This window comes from Micromonospora yasonensis (assembly GCF_026013475.1).
GTDB classification, from domain to species: domain Bacteria; phylum Actinomycetota; class Actinomycetes; order Mycobacteriales; family Micromonosporaceae; genus Micromonospora; species Micromonospora yasonensis.
Genome location: NZ_JAPDPH010000157.1, coordinates 1 through 16564, shown reverse-complemented (window position 1 = coordinate 16564; position 16564 = coordinate 1). Strand labels below are relative to the sequence as shown.

18 protein-coding genes and 1 pseudogene are annotated in these 16564 nt (G+C 71.8%); 5 read left to right on the top strand and 14 right to left on the bottom strand.

What is annotated here, in order from left to right; translation table 11 throughout:
• The 11 genes from ONA70_RS25810 to ONA70_RS25760 form a co-directional block, all read right to left on the bottom strand.
• On the bottom strand, positions 1–932 hold a 932-nt coding region (locus tag ONA70_RS25810), incomplete at its 3' end, for a histidine kinase dimerization/phospho-acceptor domain-containing protein (RefSeq protein WP_265009073.1).
• A gap of 82 nt (positions 933–1014) precedes the next feature.
• Positions 1015–1806: a glycerophosphodiester phosphodiesterase gene (locus ONA70_RS25805; protein WP_265009072.1), complete on the bottom strand. Its 792-nt coding sequence runs from the start codon at positions 1804–1806 to the stop codon at positions 1015–1017.
• Positions 1807–1820: 14 nt separating this feature from the next.
• Positions 1821–2156, bottom strand: coding sequence for a rhodanese-like domain-containing protein (locus ONA70_RS25800; RefSeq protein ID WP_265009071.1), 336 nt, complete (start codon positions 2154–2156; stop codon positions 1821–1823).
• 40 nt (positions 2157–2196) lie between these two features.
• A complete protein-coding gene (locus ONA70_RS25795; RefSeq protein ID WP_454557364.1) occupies positions 2197–3072 on the bottom strand; it encodes an LCP family protein in 876 nt (291 codons plus the stop codon).
• A gap of 248 nt (positions 3073–3320) precedes the next feature.
• Positions 3321–4535, bottom strand: a complete 1215-nt coding sequence (locus ONA70_RS25790) for an LCP family protein (protein WP_265009070.1) — start codon at positions 4533–4535, stop codon at positions 3321–3323.
• A 203-nt stretch (positions 4536–4738) separates the two neighbouring features.
• Positions 4739–5977 carry an LCP family protein gene (locus ONA70_RS25785; protein WP_265009069.1) on the bottom strand — a complete coding sequence of 413 codons (1239 nt, stop codon included), beginning with the start codon at positions 5975–5977 and terminating at the stop codon, positions 4739–4741.
• 74 nt (positions 5978–6051) lie between these two features.
• Positions 6052–7032 carry an NAD-dependent epimerase/dehydratase family protein gene (locus ONA70_RS25780; protein ID WP_265009068.1) on the bottom strand — a complete coding sequence of 327 codons (981 nt, stop codon included), beginning with the start codon at positions 7030–7032 and terminating at the stop codon, positions 6052–6054.
• Between the two features lie 69 nt (positions 7033–7101).
• Positions 7102–8772 carry a solute symporter family protein gene (locus ONA70_RS25775; RefSeq protein ID WP_265009067.1) on the bottom strand — a complete coding sequence of 557 codons (1671 nt, stop codon included), beginning with the start codon at positions 8770–8772 and terminating at the stop codon, positions 7102–7104.
• Positions 8750–9118: a DUF485 domain-containing protein gene (locus tag ONA70_RS25770; protein ID WP_265009066.1), complete on the bottom strand. Its 369-nt coding sequence runs from the start codon at positions 9116–9118 to the stop codon at positions 8750–8752. The genes ONA70_RS25775 and ONA70_RS25770 overlap by 23 nt, the downstream gene beginning before the upstream one ends.
• A gap of 186 nt (positions 9119–9304) precedes the next feature.
• On the bottom strand, positions 9305–10042 hold the full coding sequence (locus ONA70_RS25765; protein WP_265009074.1) for a flavin reductase family protein: 738 nt from the start codon (positions 10040–10042) through the stop codon (positions 9305–9307).
• A 65-nt stretch (positions 10043–10107) separates the two neighbouring features.
• A complete protein-coding gene (locus tag ONA70_RS25760; RefSeq protein ID WP_265009065.1) occupies positions 10108–10326 on the bottom strand; it encodes a hypothetical protein in 219 nt (72 codons plus the stop codon).
• Between the two features lie 193 nt (positions 10327–10519).
• Between ONA70_RS25760 and ONA70_RS25755 the strand changes: the two genes are divergently transcribed.
• The 3 genes from ONA70_RS25755 to ONA70_RS25745 are packed head-to-tail and all read left to right on the top strand — an operon-like array spanning position 10520 to position 12138.
• Positions 10520–11305 (top strand): helix-turn-helix domain-containing protein, encoded by a 786-nt coding sequence (locus ONA70_RS25755; protein ID WP_319958659.1) that lies wholly within the window; start codon positions 10520–10522, stop codon positions 11303–11305.
• Positions 11302–11502: a DUF397 domain-containing protein gene (locus tag ONA70_RS25750; RefSeq protein ID WP_265009063.1), complete on the top strand. Its 201-nt coding sequence runs from the start codon at positions 11302–11304 to the stop codon at positions 11500–11502. The genes ONA70_RS25755 and ONA70_RS25750 overlap by 4 nt, the downstream gene beginning before the upstream one ends.
• A gap of 57 nt (positions 11503–11559) precedes the next feature.
• On the top strand, positions 11560–12138 hold the full coding sequence (locus ONA70_RS25745; protein ID WP_265009062.1) for a phosphotransferase family protein: 579 nt from the start codon (positions 11560–11562) through the stop codon (positions 12136–12138).
• A gap of 173 nt (positions 12139–12311) precedes the next feature.
• Here the strand turns inward: ONA70_RS25745 and ONA70_RS25740 are convergent, their stop codons facing one another.
• The 3 genes from ONA70_RS25740 to ONA70_RS25730 form a co-directional block, all read right to left on the bottom strand.
• The gene (locus tag ONA70_RS25740; RefSeq protein ID WP_265009061.1) at positions 12312–14006 is read right to left on the bottom strand and encodes an ABC transporter permease; all 1695 of its coding nucleotides are present in this window, start codon (positions 14004–14006) and stop codon (positions 12312–12314) included.
• On the bottom strand, positions 13991–14755 hold the full coding sequence (locus ONA70_RS25735; protein WP_265009060.1) for an ABC transporter ATP-binding protein: 765 nt from the start codon (positions 14753–14755) through the stop codon (positions 13991–13993). Before ONA70_RS25735 ends, ONA70_RS25740 begins: the two co-directional genes overlap by 16 nt.
• A gap of 84 nt (positions 14756–14839) precedes the next feature.
• Positions 14840–15328 carry a DUF4198 domain-containing protein gene (locus ONA70_RS25730; RefSeq protein WP_265009059.1) on the bottom strand — a complete coding sequence of 163 codons (489 nt, stop codon included), beginning with the start codon at positions 15326–15328 and terminating at the stop codon, positions 14840–14842.
• Positions 15329–15523: 195 nt separating this feature from the next.
• On the opposite strand from ONA70_RS25730, the gene ONA70_RS25725 reads away from it, so the two are divergent.
• Both ONA70_RS25725 and ONA70_RS25720 read left to right on the top strand, forming a co-directional pair.
• Positions 15524–16024, top strand: a complete 501-nt coding sequence (locus ONA70_RS25725; protein WP_265009058.1) for a SigE family RNA polymerase sigma factor — start codon at positions 15524–15526, stop codon at positions 16022–16024.
• Positions 16017–16564: pseudogene (locus ONA70_RS25720) on the top strand (hypothetical protein); the annotation flags it as partial. The gene ONA70_RS25725 and the pseudogene ONA70_RS25720, both read left to right, overlap by 8 nt.

Below are 16564 nucleotides of genomic sequence, written 5' to 3'. Positions count from 1 at the left end.
CGCTGCCCGATGATTATTGCGGCCTGCCGCCGGTCGTCGTCGCTGAGCGACCCCCAGTGGTCGGTGAGGGTGTCCGCGTACCCCTTGATCACGGTGACCGGGGTGCGCAGCTCGTGGCTGGTGACCGCGACGAACAGGTCCTGGTCGTGGTCGCGGCGCTGCTGGTCGGTGATGTCCCGGAAGGTGACCACCCGCAGCCCGCCGGGGCCGGGCAGCTCCCCGGCGGTGATCCGCAGCCACCGGCCGTCCGGCAGCCGGTGGTCGAGCACCTGGCCGGACGGGGGCAGCGGGAAGGGTAGCGGGCGGCTCAGCGCCTCGCTGGCCGGCCGGCCGGTGACCTGGGCGGCGGCCGGGTTCCAGAGCCGTACGCGGTGCTTCCGGTCCACCACCGCCAGGCCGTCGGCGAGCGCCGCCACGACCGGGCCGTCCCCGTGCACCGGCAGGCCGGTCTGGTCGCCGTACATGTGGCCGATGCAGGCGGCGACGTACCCGATGACGGCGCGCTGGGACGCGTCGAGCGGGTCGCCCTCCGGATAGAGGGCGTGCAGGCTGCCGACCGTCAGCCCACCGATCTCGGCCCGGGCCACGATCATCCGGCACAGCCCCCGCCCGGCCACCTCGACGGCGAGCGCGCCCGGGATGGCGTCCACCCGGACCTCGCGGACCGGGGGACCGGAGAGCAGGCAGACGGTGGCCGGGTCGGTGGCCGGCAGGGGGCGCCCGACCACGAACTCGGCGCTCCCGGTCGCGGCGATCACCCGTCCGCCGGTGGGCGCGAACTCCACCCAGACCAGGCCGGCCGCGCCGACGGCGGGCTGCACCACCCGGAGCAGCCGGGTCAGCACGGAGAGGCCGGACCCACCGGCGTTGATCATGGCGATCACGTCGGTGTGGCCGGTGATGAGGGCGCTGAAGTCGGTTCGCTCCGGCATGTCCCGAGTGTGCCGCGCCGACCGGTCCCGGTGCACCTCCGGCCGGGCGGGCGGGACCGGCCACCGGGTCGGCCGACCGGTCTCATCGGCCCAATCTGGCCAGGGTTCGGGCGGGCCGGTCGGTGATCACCCCGTCCACCTCGGCGGCCAGCACCAGTTCCAGGTCCTCCGGCTCGTTCACCGTCCAGATGTAGACCTGGTTGCCCGCGGCCCGCAGCGTGGGCACGAGCTGCGGACGGGCCCGGACCAGGCCGATCCCCGGCCCGGCGATCCGGGTGCCGAACGGCAGCCGGCCCAGCCGCAGCCAGCGCGGCAGCACCTCCAGCAGCAGCACCGTGGGCAGGCCGGGCGCGAGGTCGCGGATCCGGCGTACGGCGAGCGGGGAGAAGGACATCACGGTCACCTGGACCCGGTCGTCCGGCTGCGGGTCGGCCAGCCCGTGGTGGCGCAGCAGGGCGACGAGCCGACGTTCCACGTCCCCGCCGTACCGGGAGGGATGCTTGGTCTCGATCAGCAGCCGGACCGGCCGGCCGGCGGCCAGCACGGCGTCGAGCAGCCGCTGCAGGGTGAGCAGCCGGGTGTGCGACTCGTCGAGCGGTTCGTCCCCTTCGGCGACCATCCCACCCGGGTGCCAGGACCCGAAGTCGAGCGCCTCCAGTTCGGCGAGGGTACGGGCGCTGACCAGCCCGTGGCCGTTGCTGGTCCGGTCCAGCCGGCGGTCGTGTACGCAGACCAGGTGCCCGTCGCGGGTGAGCCGGACGTCGCACTCCAGCCCGTCGGCACCCTCGTCGAGGGCGCGCAGGTACGCGGCGAGGGTGTGCTCCGGCAGGTCGTACGAGGAGCCGCGGTGCGCGAAGACCAGGGGGGCGGTCATGCCGTCGGCGCGCCTCAGGCGACCCGGCCCGGCTGCCCGTCGTCGGTGACCACCGGGCGGCCGGCGGCGGCCCAGTCACCCATCCCGCCCTCGACGTTGCGCACCTGGTCCCAGCCGTTGCGCAGGAGATACGCGACGACCTGCGCGGAGCGCCCGCCGGAGCGGCAGATCACAGCCACCTCCCGGTCGTCGGGCACGTCGGCGATCCGGGCCGGCAGCTCGGTCATCGGCAGGTGGTGGGCGGCCGGCGCGTGACCGACGGCCCACTCGTCGTCCTCCCGGACGTCGAGCAGGTAGACGTCGTCGGGCACGGCCGACGCGGGCACGCTGGGAACCTGGGGTCCGAACACGGCTACCAAGCCTAGGCCATGTCCTGGACGCCCGTTCCGGTCACAGCCGGTTGACCCAGCGGGGATTGGCGGCGGCCCACGCCGGCATCCGGGTGCCCCGGACCGCGTCGAAGAGGCCGCCGCCGCCGTTGTCCAGCACCACGTACGAGACCTCGTCGATGGTCTGCGGGTACGAGGGCACCTGGACCCCCTGGAGGGCGTCCGGGGGCAGCGACCGGAGCGCGAACAGCAGGTCCTCCAGGGGTACGCCGTTGGTGTCCACGGTCAGCGCGCCGCCCACCGCCCGCAGCACCCGGTCCAGCCGGACCGGATCGTTGCGCAGGTGGGTCTCGCCGGCCTTGTCGAGCACCGCCCGGAGCATCTGCTGCTGGTGTCGCTGCCGGTCGTAGTCGCCGTCGGGCAGGTCGTAGCGCTGGCGGACGTAGTCCAGGGTCCGGGCACCGTCCATCTGCTGGCAGCCGGGGGTGAACAGGGTCTTGGTGTGGATCGACCGCACCTCGGTGTCCACGCACATCCGGATCCCGCCGAGCAGGTCGATGACCTGCTTGAACCCGGAGAAGTCGATCAGCGCGGCGCCGTCGAAGCGGAGGCCGGTGAGCCGGCTGAGCGTCGCGGAGAGCAGCCGGGCTCCGGCCTCACCCCCGCCGCCGTGCTCGTACGCCGAGTTGATCTTGTCCTGGCCGCCGCCGTAGCCGGGCGCCGACGGGATGGTGACGAGCAGGTCGCGGGGGATCGAGATCAGGTACGCCTGCCGCAGGCCGGCCGGCACGTGCACGATCACGATGCTGTCCGAGCGTTGGTCCTCGGGGTTGGCGCCGGGCCGGTGGTCGGAGCCGATGAGCAGGTAGTTGAGCGCGTGCGACAGATCGGTGCGCTGCTCCCGCGCCGCGTCGTCGAGCAGGTGCTGCTTGGTCACCGTACGGTCGTACCGGTTGGTGAGCCAGTGCAGACCGGCGATGCCGAGCGTGGCGAGCAGGACCAGGGCGAGGCCGGCGCGGATCAGGAACCGGGCCCAGCGGGCGGGTCGCCCCCGCCCGCGTCCGGTCCGTGCCGCCCTGGACGTGACACCCCTCCCCGCAGCCGTACCTGAGACCTGCTCACGTCAGGCTACGGGCCGGGGAGGCCGGTGGTGGCCGCTTCGCCGCAGCTACCGCCGGTTCCGGGTCATTTCCGGGTGGAGAGGACGCCCGGGTTCGCCACCACGAAGTCGGCCAGCTTGTCTTCCTTGACCGCCCGGAACATCTCCATGCTCAGCTCGTTGAGCGATTCCTTGCTGCGGTCGGCGTTGGGGCTGTACGTGCCGCCGTTGGTGCGCAGGGTGACCAGGTCGTTGCCGGTCACGCCCTTGAGCGTGAAGATGAAGTCGGCGATCGGCGCGCCGCCGGTGTCCAGGATGAGGGACTTGCCGGCCGCCTTGATCAGCTGGTTCAGCTTGAGCGGGTTGGTCAGCATGCCCTTGTCGGTGGCCTTCTTCGCCATCGCCTTGATCAGCTGCTGCTGGTTCTGCTGGCGGTCGTAGTCGCTGTTCGGCAGGCCGTAGCGCTGGCGGGCGTAGTCGAGGGCCTCCCAGCCCTCCATCTCCTTGCAGCCCTTCTTGTGCACCACCGGGGTGTACGACTTGCCGGTCTTCTTCGCGTCCGCGTTCCACATCGGCTTGCCGTCGACCATCGACATGTGGTGCGACTTGACCTCGTGGTTCACGCAGATCCGGACGGTGCCGAGGGCGTCGATGATGTTCTTGAAGCCGCCGAAGTTGATGATCGCGGCGCCGTCGAAGCTGATTCCGGTCATGTTCTTGATGGTCTTGGCCATCAACTGGGCGCCACCCTCCCAGCCGCCACCCTTCTGGGCACCCCAGTAGAAGGCTGCGTTGATCTTGTCGACGCCGCCCCGGTAGCCGGACTTGGGGTTCGCCGGAATCTGCGCCTCGGTGTCCCGGGGGATCGAGATCAGGTACGCCTGGTCGTGGCTGGCCGGAATGTGCAGGATGATGATCGTGTCCGAGCGGACGTCGTCCTTGGCCCAGCGCTCCCGGGCGTCGACGCCGAGCAGCAGCATGTCGATCGCGCCGTCCAGGTTATTGCCGCCCTCGGCGTCCGACTTGCCTGCGTCGCCGAGCAGGTTGCGCTGGGCGATGCCGCTGGTGGCCTGACCGATGACCGCCTTGCTGCCGACGATCGCGACACCGCTGGTCATCATCAGCACCGCGCCGAAGATCAGCGTGAGCCGGGCCCAGAGTGGGTCCTTGCGCTTGGTCCGCTTCTTCCCTCCACCGGGACCGCGCCCGCCCGGGCCGGGCTGGGTCGGAATGACCGGGGGCACCCGCCCGGGCGCACCGGGATTCAGTGACTGAGGGCGATGGCTGGCCTGAACCGGCATGCGTGCTCCAGCTCGATGATCGGGGGCGGGACCACTGTACGGATCAGTTCCCGTCTTGGCGACCTCATCTGCTGGTCATTCCCGGTTAACCCGGCGGTTGTGCTGGGGTTATGGCCGAACGGTCGAGGAATGACAACCGAACGGCGGTTGGCTCGCCATGGGGCGGGCTCGACCGCCGACCGGCGGGGCTGCTCGCGAGGCGCTCAGTTGCCGTTGCCCGTACCGTCGGCGGGCTGGTTGGCCTTCACCCAGTCGCCCATCGTGTCCGAGGCGATGGCCTTGTACATGGCCAGCGCCTTCTCCCGGTCGGAGACCACCACCGACTGCCCGTCGACGTCCTGGCCGCCGAGGTTCGGGCTGGTCAGGAAGGTCAGGTTGTTGCCGCGCAGGTTGCGGAACTGCAGCGCCATGTCGGTCAGCGAGAAGTCCTTGTCCACGGTGGCCGCGGCGGTGACCGCCTTGAGGAAGTCGTTGAGCTTCTTCGGGTTGCTCAGCGTGCCGGTGCTGGCCGCCTTGTCCATCAACGCCTTGAGGAACTCCTGCTGGTGACGCATCCGGGCGAAGTCGCCGTCCGGGAACTGCTTGCGCTGCCGGACCCAGTCCAGGGCCTCGGCGCCGTTCATGTGGTTCACGCCCTTGGTGAACGTCCGGTGCGGCTTGTGGATCGAGGTGATGGTCCGGTCCACCTTCAGGTCCACCCCGCCCAGGGCGTCGGTGACCTCCTTGAACCCGGCGAAGTCGATCGCCATCACGTGGTCGATCCGGACGTCGGTGAAGCACTCCACGGTCTTCACCGCGAGCGGCAGGCCGCCGAACGCGAAGGCCGCGTTGATCTTGTTGCGCTGGCCGGAGTCGCAGGACGCCCCGGCGTTCTCCGGGATCGGCACGTACAGGTCACGCGGGATGGAGACCAGGTAGGCCTCTTTGTGGTCGGCCGGGACGTGCATCAGGATGATCGTGTCCGACCGCCACTTGCCGGCGGCCTCCACCGAGGCGTCCGGGTCCCGGGAGTCGCTGCCCACCATGAGGATGTTGAGCGCGCCGTCGACCGTCTTGGCCGGCCGGCCCCCGGTGATCTCCGAGAACGGGTCGGTCCGGGCCAGGTCGTTGTCGAGGTTGCGGGCGTAGAGCCAGGCCCCGGCACCGCCGAGCAGCGCGAGCACCAGCACCGCGACGCCGGCGACCAGGCCGATCCGCCCCCAGCGCGGGCGCGGGCCACGCCGCCCCGGGCCGCCGGACCCACCCGGGCCGGACGGTCCACCGGGTCCGCCGGGACCACCCGGCCCGCCCGAGCGCGGCTCCTCCTCGTACGCGGGGGACCAGCGGGCGTCGGTCGCGCGGGCCCGCCCGGTGCTGCCCCGGCCGGGGGCGGGAACCTGGGCTCGGCCCGCGCTCCGGCTCAGGTACGGGAGCGGGGCGCCGGCAGACATGGTCGCTGACATATGACCGAGGGTAGGTCGGTCACACCAGTACCGCCTTGAGGCGGAACCGGGTGTCAGTGTTCTCCCAGCCGGGATCAGTAGCCTAGCCGCCCGCGGAAGTACTCGATCGTGCGTCGAAGGCCGTCTTCGGGCGCCACGGTGGGTTCGTACCCCAGCAGCTCGCGAGCGAGGGTGAGATCGGGGCGGCGCATCTCCGGGTCGTCGGCAGCGCGAGTGATGTAGGTCACCTCGGACGTGCTTCCGGTGAGTGACACGATCGTCTCGGCCAGTTGCCGCATCGACATCTCGTGCTCGGTCCCGCAGTTGATCGGGCCGGTCTCGGTCGAGTCGAGCAGCAGCAGGATGCCCCGGACCAGGTCGTCGACATAGCAGATCGAGCGGGTCTGGTTCCCGGTGCCGTGCACCGTGATCGGCTCGCCGCGCAGCGCCTGGGAGATGAAGGTCGGGATGGCCCGGCCGTCGTCCGGTCGCATCCGCGGCCCGTACGTGTTGAAGATCCGGACGATCGCCGTGTCGGTGCCGCGGCTCCGGTGGTAGGCCATGGTGGCCGCCTCCGAGAAGCGCTTGGCCTCGTCGTAGACGCTCCGGACGCCGATCGGGTTGACGTTGCCCCAGTACGTCTCGCGCTGCGGGTGCTCCTTCGGGTCCCCGTACGCCTCGGAGGTGGAGGCCATCAGGAAGCGGGCGCCGTCGGCGGTGGCCCGTTCCAGCAGGTGCAGGGTGGCCACCGAACCGACCCGGAGGATCTCCACCGGCAGCTTCTCGAAGTCGGTGGGGCTGGCCGGTGAGGCCATGTGCAGGATCGCGTCGAACCGCTCGGCCAGGGCCGGGTGGTCGGTCGGGAGCCCGTCGGAGATGTCCGCCTCGACCAGCGTGAAGGTCGGTGTGTCCAGCAGGTGGGCCACGTTGTCCTTGGCGCCGGTGACGAAGTTGTCCAGCACCACGACCGTGCAGCCACGCTCGATGAGCCGGTCGACCAGGTGGGACGGCACGAAACCGGCGCCGCCGGTGACGAGAATCCGGTGTCCGGTGCCGTAACGGGGAGCGACCTTCATGCCGGCCAGCCTACTCAAAAGGGCGGGTCGGAGCCCTCGTCGGCTCCGACCCGCCCTTCGTGCCGTACGTCAGTGCGCGCCCGCCCCGGTGAGGGAGCGCACCTCCAGCTCCGCGTACTTCTCCTCGTCGTGCTCCTTGGAGAGCAGGGTGCCGACCCAGCCGCAGAGGAAGCCGAACGGGATGGAGATGATGCCCGGGTTGGTCAGCGGGAACCAGTGCCAGTCGTGCTCCGGGAACATGGCCGTCGGCGCCCCGGAGACCACCGGGGAGAAGAAGACCAGCACCACGGCCGCGAGCAGACCGCCGTAGATCGCCCAGACCGCGCCGGAGGTGTTGAACCGCTTCCAGAACAGGCTGTAGAGGATCGCCGGCAGGTTGCCCGAGGCGGCGACCGCGAAGGCCAGCGCCACCAGGAAGGCCACGTTCAGGCTCTGCGCGAAGATCGACAGCAGGATCGAGATCGCGCCGATCACCAGGGCGGAGATCCGGGCGACGTTCACCTCCTGCCGCTCGGACGCCTGCCCGTTCTTCACCACGTTGGCGTAGAAGTCGTGCGCGAGGCTCGACGACGAGGCCAGGGTGAGTCCGGCGACGACGGCGAGGATCGTGGCGAAGGCGACCGCCGCGATGATCGCGAGTAGCGTCGCGCCGCCCAGGTCCCCACCGAGGAAGTCGAGGCCCAGCTTCTCCGCGAGTTGCGGCGCCGCCGTGTTGCCGGCCTTGTCCTGGGCGGTGATCGCCGTGCCACCGACCAGCGCCGCGGCGCCGAAGCCGAGGGCCAGGGTGAGCAGGTAGAAGACGCCGATGATGCCGATCGCCCAGAGCACGCTCTTCCGGGCCGCCTTGGCGGTCGGCACGGTGTAGAAGCGGATCAGGATGTGCGGTAGGCCGGCGGTGCCGAGCACCAGCGCGATGCCCAGCGAGAGTAGGTCCATCTTGCTGTAGAAGGTCTTCAGCGCGTCGCCGCTCTCCACGCCGTACTTGAGCCCGGGCCTGAGGAAGTTCTCCCCCTTGCCCGAGGCCGCCGCCGCGTCACCGAGCAGCGTGGAGAGGTTGAACTTGTAGTGCGCCAGCACCAGCAGGGTCATCACGACCGCGCCGGTCATCAGCAGGAACGCCTTGACGATCTGGACGTACGTGGTGCCCTTCATGCCGCCCACGGTCACGTAGATGATCATCAGGGCGCCGACCAGGATGATCGTGGCCACCTTCGCGGTGTCCGCGTCCATGCCGAGGAAGGTGGTGCCCGGCTTGATGCCGAGCAGCAGGGCGACCAGCGCGCCGGCGCCCACCATCTGGGCCAGCAGGTAGAAGATCGAGACGGTGATGGTGGAGACCGCAGCCGCCGTCCGGACCGGGCGCTGGCGCATCCGGAACGCCAGCACGTCGGCCATCGTGTACCGGCCGGAGTTGCGCAGCAGTTCGGCGACGAGCAGGAGGGCCACCAGCCAGGCGACCAGGAAGCCGATCGAGTAGAGGAAGCCGTCGTAGCCGTTCAGGGCGATGATGCCGGCGATGCCCAGGAAGGACGCGGCCGACATGTAGTCGCCGCCGATCGCCATGCCGTTCTGGAAGCCGGAGAAGGAGCGGCCCCCGGCGTAGAAGTCGGTGGCTGTCTTCGTCTGCCGGCTGGCCCAGACGGTGATGGCGAGCGTGATCGCCACGAAGATCAGGAAGAGGGTGATGGTGAGGTTGCGGGCGGTGGTGCTGCCCGCCTCAGCCGCGAGGACCGTCGTCATGAGTCACCTCCCCGATCTCGGCGCGGATCCGGTCGGCGACCGGGTCGATCTTCCGGTCGGCGAACCGGGCGTAGAGCCAGGCGATGACGAACGTCGAGACGAACTGGAGCAGGCCGAAGATCAGGGCGACGTTGATGTTGCCGAAGAGCTTCGTGCCCATGAAGCCCCGCGCGTACGCGGAGAGGATGACGTAGAGCGCGTACCACAGGAAGAACGCGACGGTCATCGGGAAGATGAAGCCGCGCAGCGCGCGCCGCAACCCGGCGAACTCGTCCGACCGTTGTACGGCGAGGTACCGCTCCGCCGCGGATTCGGCCGGCGCGGACGCGGGTGTGTCCGTGGACATCTGTGGATCACCACCTTCGCAGGCGTGGGGATTTTCGCGCACGGTAGAGAGCGCGCTCCCAGTCCGGGAAGGTGCAGATCGACCACGGCGACCGGCTGCGCCGAACGGTCGCCCTCCTGCGCCGAGTGACCTATGTCACTCCGCTCACCGGTCGGGTGCCGGATCGACGGCCTGGCCGGCTCCCGGTCAGGCCAACTCGCGGTAGCGGCCCCGGTAGTGCAGCAGCGGGTCGGTCTCCTCGGCCAGGTCGACCGCCTCGATGGTGGCCTCGACCAGCAGGCCCCAGCCGTACTCCCGGGCGGAGTCGAGCCGGCAGCCGGCCCAGCCGCCGGCGTCCGAGGGGACCGGCCCGTACGGCGTCTCGGTCCAGGCGCCGATCGCGAAGAGGCCCCCCGGCGACGGGAAGAGGCCGGCGAAGCGGTCGGCGAGCTGCCGGTGCGGCGGGCCGAGCGGCGCCACCGCGAACCGTTCCGCCTCCTCGACGGCCGCCCACAGGTCCGACTCCGGATCGACCAGCCCGAGCAGCCGGTCCGGTTCCCCCTCCGCCACCAGGGTGGACGAGACGGTCAGCCCGGCCGGCCCCGGCGCGGTCCAGAGCGTCACCGGAGCGGCCAGCCGTCCGCGCAGCCGGCGTACCGGCGAGCGCTGCCCGGCCGGCACGGCGAACGGGTCGGTGTGGTGGATCTCGGCCCCCGGCTCATGATTCACGTGAAACATTGTGCCGCCCCGGGCCCGTGCCCAGCCGAGGAAGCGCTGGTGCAGGCCGCTGGCGTCCCCGAGCTGTTGGCCGGCTTCGGCCAGCAGCCCGCCCAGGTACACCAGCAGCGCCGTCCGATCATGCTGGTACTCGACCAGCAGGCCGAGCCGTGCCGGCTGGCACGGCCAGTGCGCCCCGCACGCCCGACACCGCCACAGTGGCCGCATCGGCAGGTGGGCCCGGCTCATAGCGACGCACCGCGCCACCCCGCCGCGGCCCGCCCGACCCGGCTTCACCAGCGGCCGCCGTTCGCCCGCCAGGCCTGCGCCGGGGTCAGCCACCCGGCGCGGCCCGGGCGCGGGAAGGCGACCGTCGGCTCGGTCGCCCACGAGGGTGCCGCGTTCGGCCGCCCCGCCGCCCGCTCCGGACCGGTCGCGGTGGTCGGCACCGCCGGCTCCCTCTTCCGGTACGCCCACAGCGCCGCATTCCGGCGTCGGATGAACCCGAACATCGCTACCTCCCAGGGGCTCGGGGGTCGCCCCGGCCCGGGGAATGACCGGGGCGACCCGACGCAGGACCCGACCGCCGGGCGTCGCCTCCACCAGCCGGGCCGCGTGTCTCCACCCTGGACTCGGACGCGCGGACAGGGGAGGATGCCAGGGCTTACTACGCAGCGCGGTCGCGTACTTACCGGAGAGGTAAGGATGAACATCGAGATGTGGATCCGGGCGCTCAAGGCCGCCCGGGCTGGCGCGGAGGTCTCCCAGGAGGGGTTGGCGGCGCTGATCAAGTGGAGCCCGTCGACAGTGGCCGCGATCGAGACCGGCCGCCGTCGACCCACCATGGAGTTCGCCGTCGCCGCCGACCAGGCCCTCGGCACCGGCGGCCTCCTCGCCGAGCTACTCAAGGCGACCGACCGGGAGCGCGGGCCGTCGTGGTTCGTGCCATGGCGCGGCTACGAGCAGCGGGCGATCAGGCTCCGGGCCTTTGAGGCTTGCCTGGTGCCGGGCCTGCTCCAAACCGAGGACTACGCCCGGGCGGTCATCTCCACCGGCGGACTGCACCCATCGGGGACCGTGGACGAGTTGGTGGCCGTTCGGATGGAGCGCCAACAGTTGCTACATCGGGACCCGCCACCGCACTGCGTCTTCCTCTTGGACGAGACCGCCGTGCGTCGCCCGGTGGGCGGACCGGCAGTGCTCGACGCCCAACTCGGGCGGCTGTTGGAAGTCGCCGAGGTTCCAGCCGTGCGACTGCACGTCATTCCGCTGGCCGTCGGACAACATGCGGGCCTTGGCGGTGGCTTCGTGCTGGCCGACTTACCGGACGCCGAGCGGGTCCTCTACCTGGAGAATGCCGTGCGGGGGCACGTTGTCGACGACCCGGAGACGATCGGTTTGATCGAGCGGAAGTGGGATAGCCTCCTCGGCGAGGCGCTGTCCACCAGCGCTTCCGTGGATTTCATCCGCAAGCTGAAGGTGACGCCATGACTATTCTCAATCCGCGCTGGCGCACTTCGTCCCGATCAACCGACTCCGGTGGCAACTGCGTCGAGGTGGCGGGCAATCTGCCCGGGGTGGTGCTGGTCCGGGACAGCAAGGACCGGTCCGGCCCGACGCTCACCTTCACCGCCGACGCCTGGCGTGGCTTCCTGACCTCCGTCCCGTCCGCCCCGACGGGTGGATGACGTCCGAGGAATCCGTCGCCGGCTGGGAGAGGGCCTGCTCGACGCCTACTCAGCACCATGATCAGCACGCATGAGTTGAGCTGGGCCGGATCGGTGCTGACCAAGCGGTACACCTCCTGGCACCGCGGCGAGCACCGGCGGGAATGGGCGGTGTTGCGGCTGGTCCACCGGCACGAGCCCGACCTGGTGCCCCGGCCGTTGGCGGCCGACCTCGACGCCCGGCCGCCCACCGTCACGATGGCGCGACTGCCCGGCGAGCCGCTGGGTGGACCGCTGACGCGGACGCAGCGGCGGGCCCTCGTCACGGCGATCGGCACGCTGTGGCGCGTACCCGCTGCGGTCGCGCCCGAGATCGGGCCGTGGACCGATGATCTCGGCTTCGCGCGGCGGCTCACCGACGGTGCGCGACCGCCGGACGGGGTCGCGGCCGCTGCCTACGATGCCGCCCGGGACTGGTGGGACGGCCCTGATCCCGAGCTGTCGTGCTCCGCGCGGCCTTCGCGGTCGACCAGCGGCGACTGCTGGCGGCCCGCCGGTTGTGGGCCATGTTCTGGCTACGCCTGCTGCTGCCCGGTGGACCGGCGGCCCGGCGCAACCCACCCGGCGCCGCCGCCGACCAGGCCCGACGCCTCCTGACCCTGCTCGGCGGGTGACCGCAGCCGCCCGGCCGGCCCAGGCCGTCAAGGTCACGCTCGATCCTGGAAACAGTGGCCTCCACCTGAGCGGGAGCCCACTACATCCAGGATCGAGCGTGATCTTCGGGACGCCGCGTGTGCGGGCATGGCCGGGTATCTCGTCGACGACGGGCGTCAGCGTCTCGGCGTGACGGTCGACAGCAGCTCGGGCTGGCGGCGGTCCAGCACGTCCCCGGCCAGGTACGAGCCGAGCAGCGCCGCGCCCAGCCCGTACGCCAAGCCGACCGGCAGGGCCAGCCAGAGCCAGGCGTTGCCGAGCAGCGCCGCGGCCACCACCGCCGGTGTCGCGGCCAGCGCCGAGGCGACCATGGAGAGCAGGGTGAGCAGCCCCTTCGCCATCCCGGCGCCGCTGTTCATCGCGAACGGGTTGCTCGTCTCCGGCAGCGCGTACCCGCCGAGCACCGCGACGAAGGAATTCACCGCCAGCCCGCAGCCGTACGCGGCGGCCAGTCCGCCGGCCATCACCCCGAGCCAGCCGGGCCGCCCGAGCAGGACGGCCAGGATGACCGCGACCGCGCCGAGCATCGGCACCACGTAGAGCGAGAACGCGGTCATCCGGGCCCGCAGCTCGAGCCGCCCCGGCACGCCGGCCACCACGTTCGCCGCGTACGCGCTGCCGTCGAAGCCGAACTGGTTGGCCAGGGTGACCGAGGCGAGCACCCCGACGAAGAGCATGGAGAGGCTGACCAGCACCGGCGAGGAGTTGGCGGTGGCGTCGCCGAACGCCTGCTCGCCGTCGACGGCCAGCCGGGAGCCGCCCAGGTTGACCATCACCGGCACGAAGACGCCGACCACCGCGATGGTGATCAGGTTGGCCCGCCGCCGGGCGTCCCGCCACCAGTAGCGGCACTCCCGGGCCACCAGCGCGCCGAACCGGTCCCGCCGGGCCCAGCCGACCGCCCCGGGAAAGAGCTGAGCCACCGGGCCGCCAACCGGTCCGCGCCGCTGTCGGGACGGGCCGGCGCTGGCCGCGCCGACCATCGCCGACTCCAACGTCCGCGACCACCAGAACAGCAGCGCCCCGACGGCCGCCACGGTGATCAGCAGCTTGACCACGGCGGCCCAGGGGTGGCCCTCGGCGACCTCGACGCCGGCGGTCCACGGTGCCCCGAACGGGGTCCAGCCGACCACCCGGGCCGCCCCGGTCAGCCGGTCCCAGTCGGCCCTGCGTACCGCGGCGAGCACCGCGATCTGCAACGGCCCGAGCAGCGCGGCGAGCACCGCGAGCAGGACGGCGGCCAGGTCGCGTACCCGGCGGGACCGGAGCATGGTGGCGAACGCGCTGGTGACCGCGCGGGCGGCGGCCACGCAGAGCAGCAGCCCGCCGACGATCCCGACGACCGAGACCAGGGCGGCCGGCCAGCCGCCGAGCGCCCCGGCGGTGACCACCAGCCCGGTCACCGCGACCAGCGCCGCCAGCAGCGGAACGCTGACCAGCGCGGCGGCGAACAGGCCGACGACCAGGGTGCGGCGGGGCAGCGGGAGCAGCGCGAAGCGGGCCGGGTCCAGGGTCTCGTCCACGCCGAAGAAGACCAGCGGCAGCAGCAGCCAGCCGAGCACCAGCAACCCACCGCCGAAGGCGGCGGTCAGCAGGGCGAAGCGGGGCTCGTCGGCCAGGCCGGGCGCGGCGAGGGCGAAGAAGCCGCCGGCGGCGATCCAGAGCCCGAACAGCGCACCCACCAGGAACAGGGCGATCCGCCAGCCCTGGCCGCGGAAGTTGTTGCCCATCACCCGCAGCTTGAGCCGGACGAAGTGCCGGGCGCCGACCCGCCGTGCCGGCCGGTCGGGCGTGGTCACCGGGACAGCCACGACAGCTCCTCACCCGTCGCGGTCCGCCCGCCGACCACCTCGACGAAGACCTCCTCCAGCGAGCGGTCGCCCCGAACCTGGTCGAGCGTGCCGACCCGGGTGATCCGGCCCTGCGCCAGGATCGCCACGTGCGAGCAGAGTCGCTCGACGACCTCCATCACGTGGCTGGAGAAGACCACCGTGCCGCCGCCGACCACGTACCGGTGCAGGATGTCCCGGATCAGCGCCGCCGACACCGGGTCGACCGCCTCGAACGGCTCGTCCAGCACCAGCAGGCGGGGGCCGTGCAGCAGCGCGCAGGCCAGGCCGATCTTCTTCTTCATGCCCGCCGAGTAGTCGACCACCAGGGTGCGCCCGGCGTCGGTGAGCGCCAGTACGTCCAGCAGCTCCGCGGCCCGCTGGTCGACGACCGCCGGGTCCATGCCGCGCAGCAGACCGTGGTACGCCAGCAACTCGGCCCCGCTGAGCCGGTCGAAGAGCCGGACGCCGTCCGGCATCACGCCGAGCAGGCCCTTGGCCCGGACCGGGTCGGCCCACACGTCGTACCCGAGCACCCGGGCCTGGCCGGCGTCGGGCCGCAGCAGGCCGACGGCCATGGAGAGGGTGGTGGTCTTGCCGGCCCCGTTCGGGCCGAGCAGCCCGTAGAACGAGCCGGTCGGCACGTCCAGATCCACCCCGGCGACCGCGACCTTGGTGTCGAACCGTTTCGCCAGGCCACGCAGGGACAACGCGGGGTGCTGATCGCTCATGCACCCGACCGTAGTCCGGCTCCGCCAGCGCGCTGTCCGGCTGCAGGGTGATCCTCAGTCATCCCCCAGCCGTACCCGGCGGCATCAGGTCCCCGTCGGGACCGGGCACGGGCCGGAACCGGTCCCGGTGCGGCAGGTGATCGCCGCTGACACGCTCGACCAGCAGTAGTGCACGCCGTCGATCTTGTTCATCGGCTGGAAGTAGGCGCTGTACCTGGTCACCTGATGGTTAATGGGCGACAGCCGGGCCACGCCGCCCGGCCGGGTCACGCTCGCCCGGCCGTCGGCGTCGGTGGTGGCGTGGAACAGCGCCTCGCTGTGTGCGTTGTTCGGGCCCACCACCATCACCGCCAGCTTGACGGTAGCCCCGGCGACCGGTTTGCCGTCCCGGGTCAGCCGCGCGCTGACCGTGAGCGGGGCGGTCACGTCGTCGACCTCGACCGGCGACACCTGGAGCGCGGTGTCGGCGCAGCCGCCGGAACAGCCACCGAGCGGACCGACGAGGCCGCCGGCGAGCGCCAGGGCCAGCAGCGTGCTGCCTCGCCGGCGTCCCGTGGCCGGCATGCCGGTCATATCCCCAACCGTTTGGCCAGGTCACGAAGGGACAACGCGGGGTGCTGATCGCTCATGCACCCGACCGTAGTCCGGCTCCGCCAGCGCGCTGTCCGGCTGGAGGGGCGCGGTCGTCCACTGATGTTCACCGTCCGGCTGCAACCGGCCGCCCCCGGTGGCGGGTGTCAGAGGCAAGACCGCCACGGGGAGGGACAGTTGGATGCAGACAACGGGTTCGAGGAGTTCTATCGAACCACCAGACACCGGGTCGTCACCGTGCTCTACGCACTCGGTGGTGACCTGACCGAGGCCCAGGACGCCGCCCAGGAGGCGTACGTGCGGGCCTGGCAGCGCTGGACGCGGATCAGCGGGTACGAGGACCCGGAGGCCTGGGTTCGCACGGTCGGTCACCGCCTTTTGATCAACCGCTGGCGGAAGGTCCGCAACGGCCTCACCGCGCACCGACGACACGGGCCGGCGCCCGACGTCGGACCCCCTTCGGAGAACACCGTCGCCCTGGTGACCGCGTTGCGCCGGCTGCCGGCGGAGCAACGGCACGCCATCGTCCTGCACCACCTCTGCGACCTGTCGATCGCCGAGATCGCCGTGCAGACGGACACCCCGGCCGGCACCGTCAAGGCCCGTCTCGCCCGCGGCCGGAAGGCGCTGGCCACCCTGCTCGACATCACCCTGCCCGAGGAGGTCAGCCATGCCTGATCCACTCTTCTCCGAGCTCTACCACGACACGCGGAACCTGACCTGGGAGCCGGTCGAGGCGGTCCGCAGCCGCGGTCGGCAGCGAACCCGCCGCACCCGCGTCGCCGCCGGTCTCGCCAGCGTCGTGGCCGTCGCCGTGCTGACCTCGGGCGCGGTGGCGTTGGCAGGCCGTCCGGATGCCACGCCGCCGCCCTTGCCGCCGGCCACCGTGGTCCCCACCACCCCCTCGCCCGGCCACACGGTCGCTCCGACGCCGTCCGTCGAGCCGAGTTCGACCCCGAGCCGTACCGCGACGTCGAGCCCGCCGACCGGTGGCGGACCGGCCAGCCGGTCACCGAGCCGGGCGATCCCGGCCGGGGCCACCCTGCAGCTGGCGGACCTGCCGCCCGGCTTCACGATGACCCGGGGCAAGGGAGAGGGCGACTGGACGCTGGAGTCGGCGACGATCTACTGCGACAACCGGCTGCCGTCGTTGGCGGTCGGCGAGGTGGCCAACCGGTTCGTGCAGTTCGACTCGCCGACGGACTGGCTGGTCGAGCG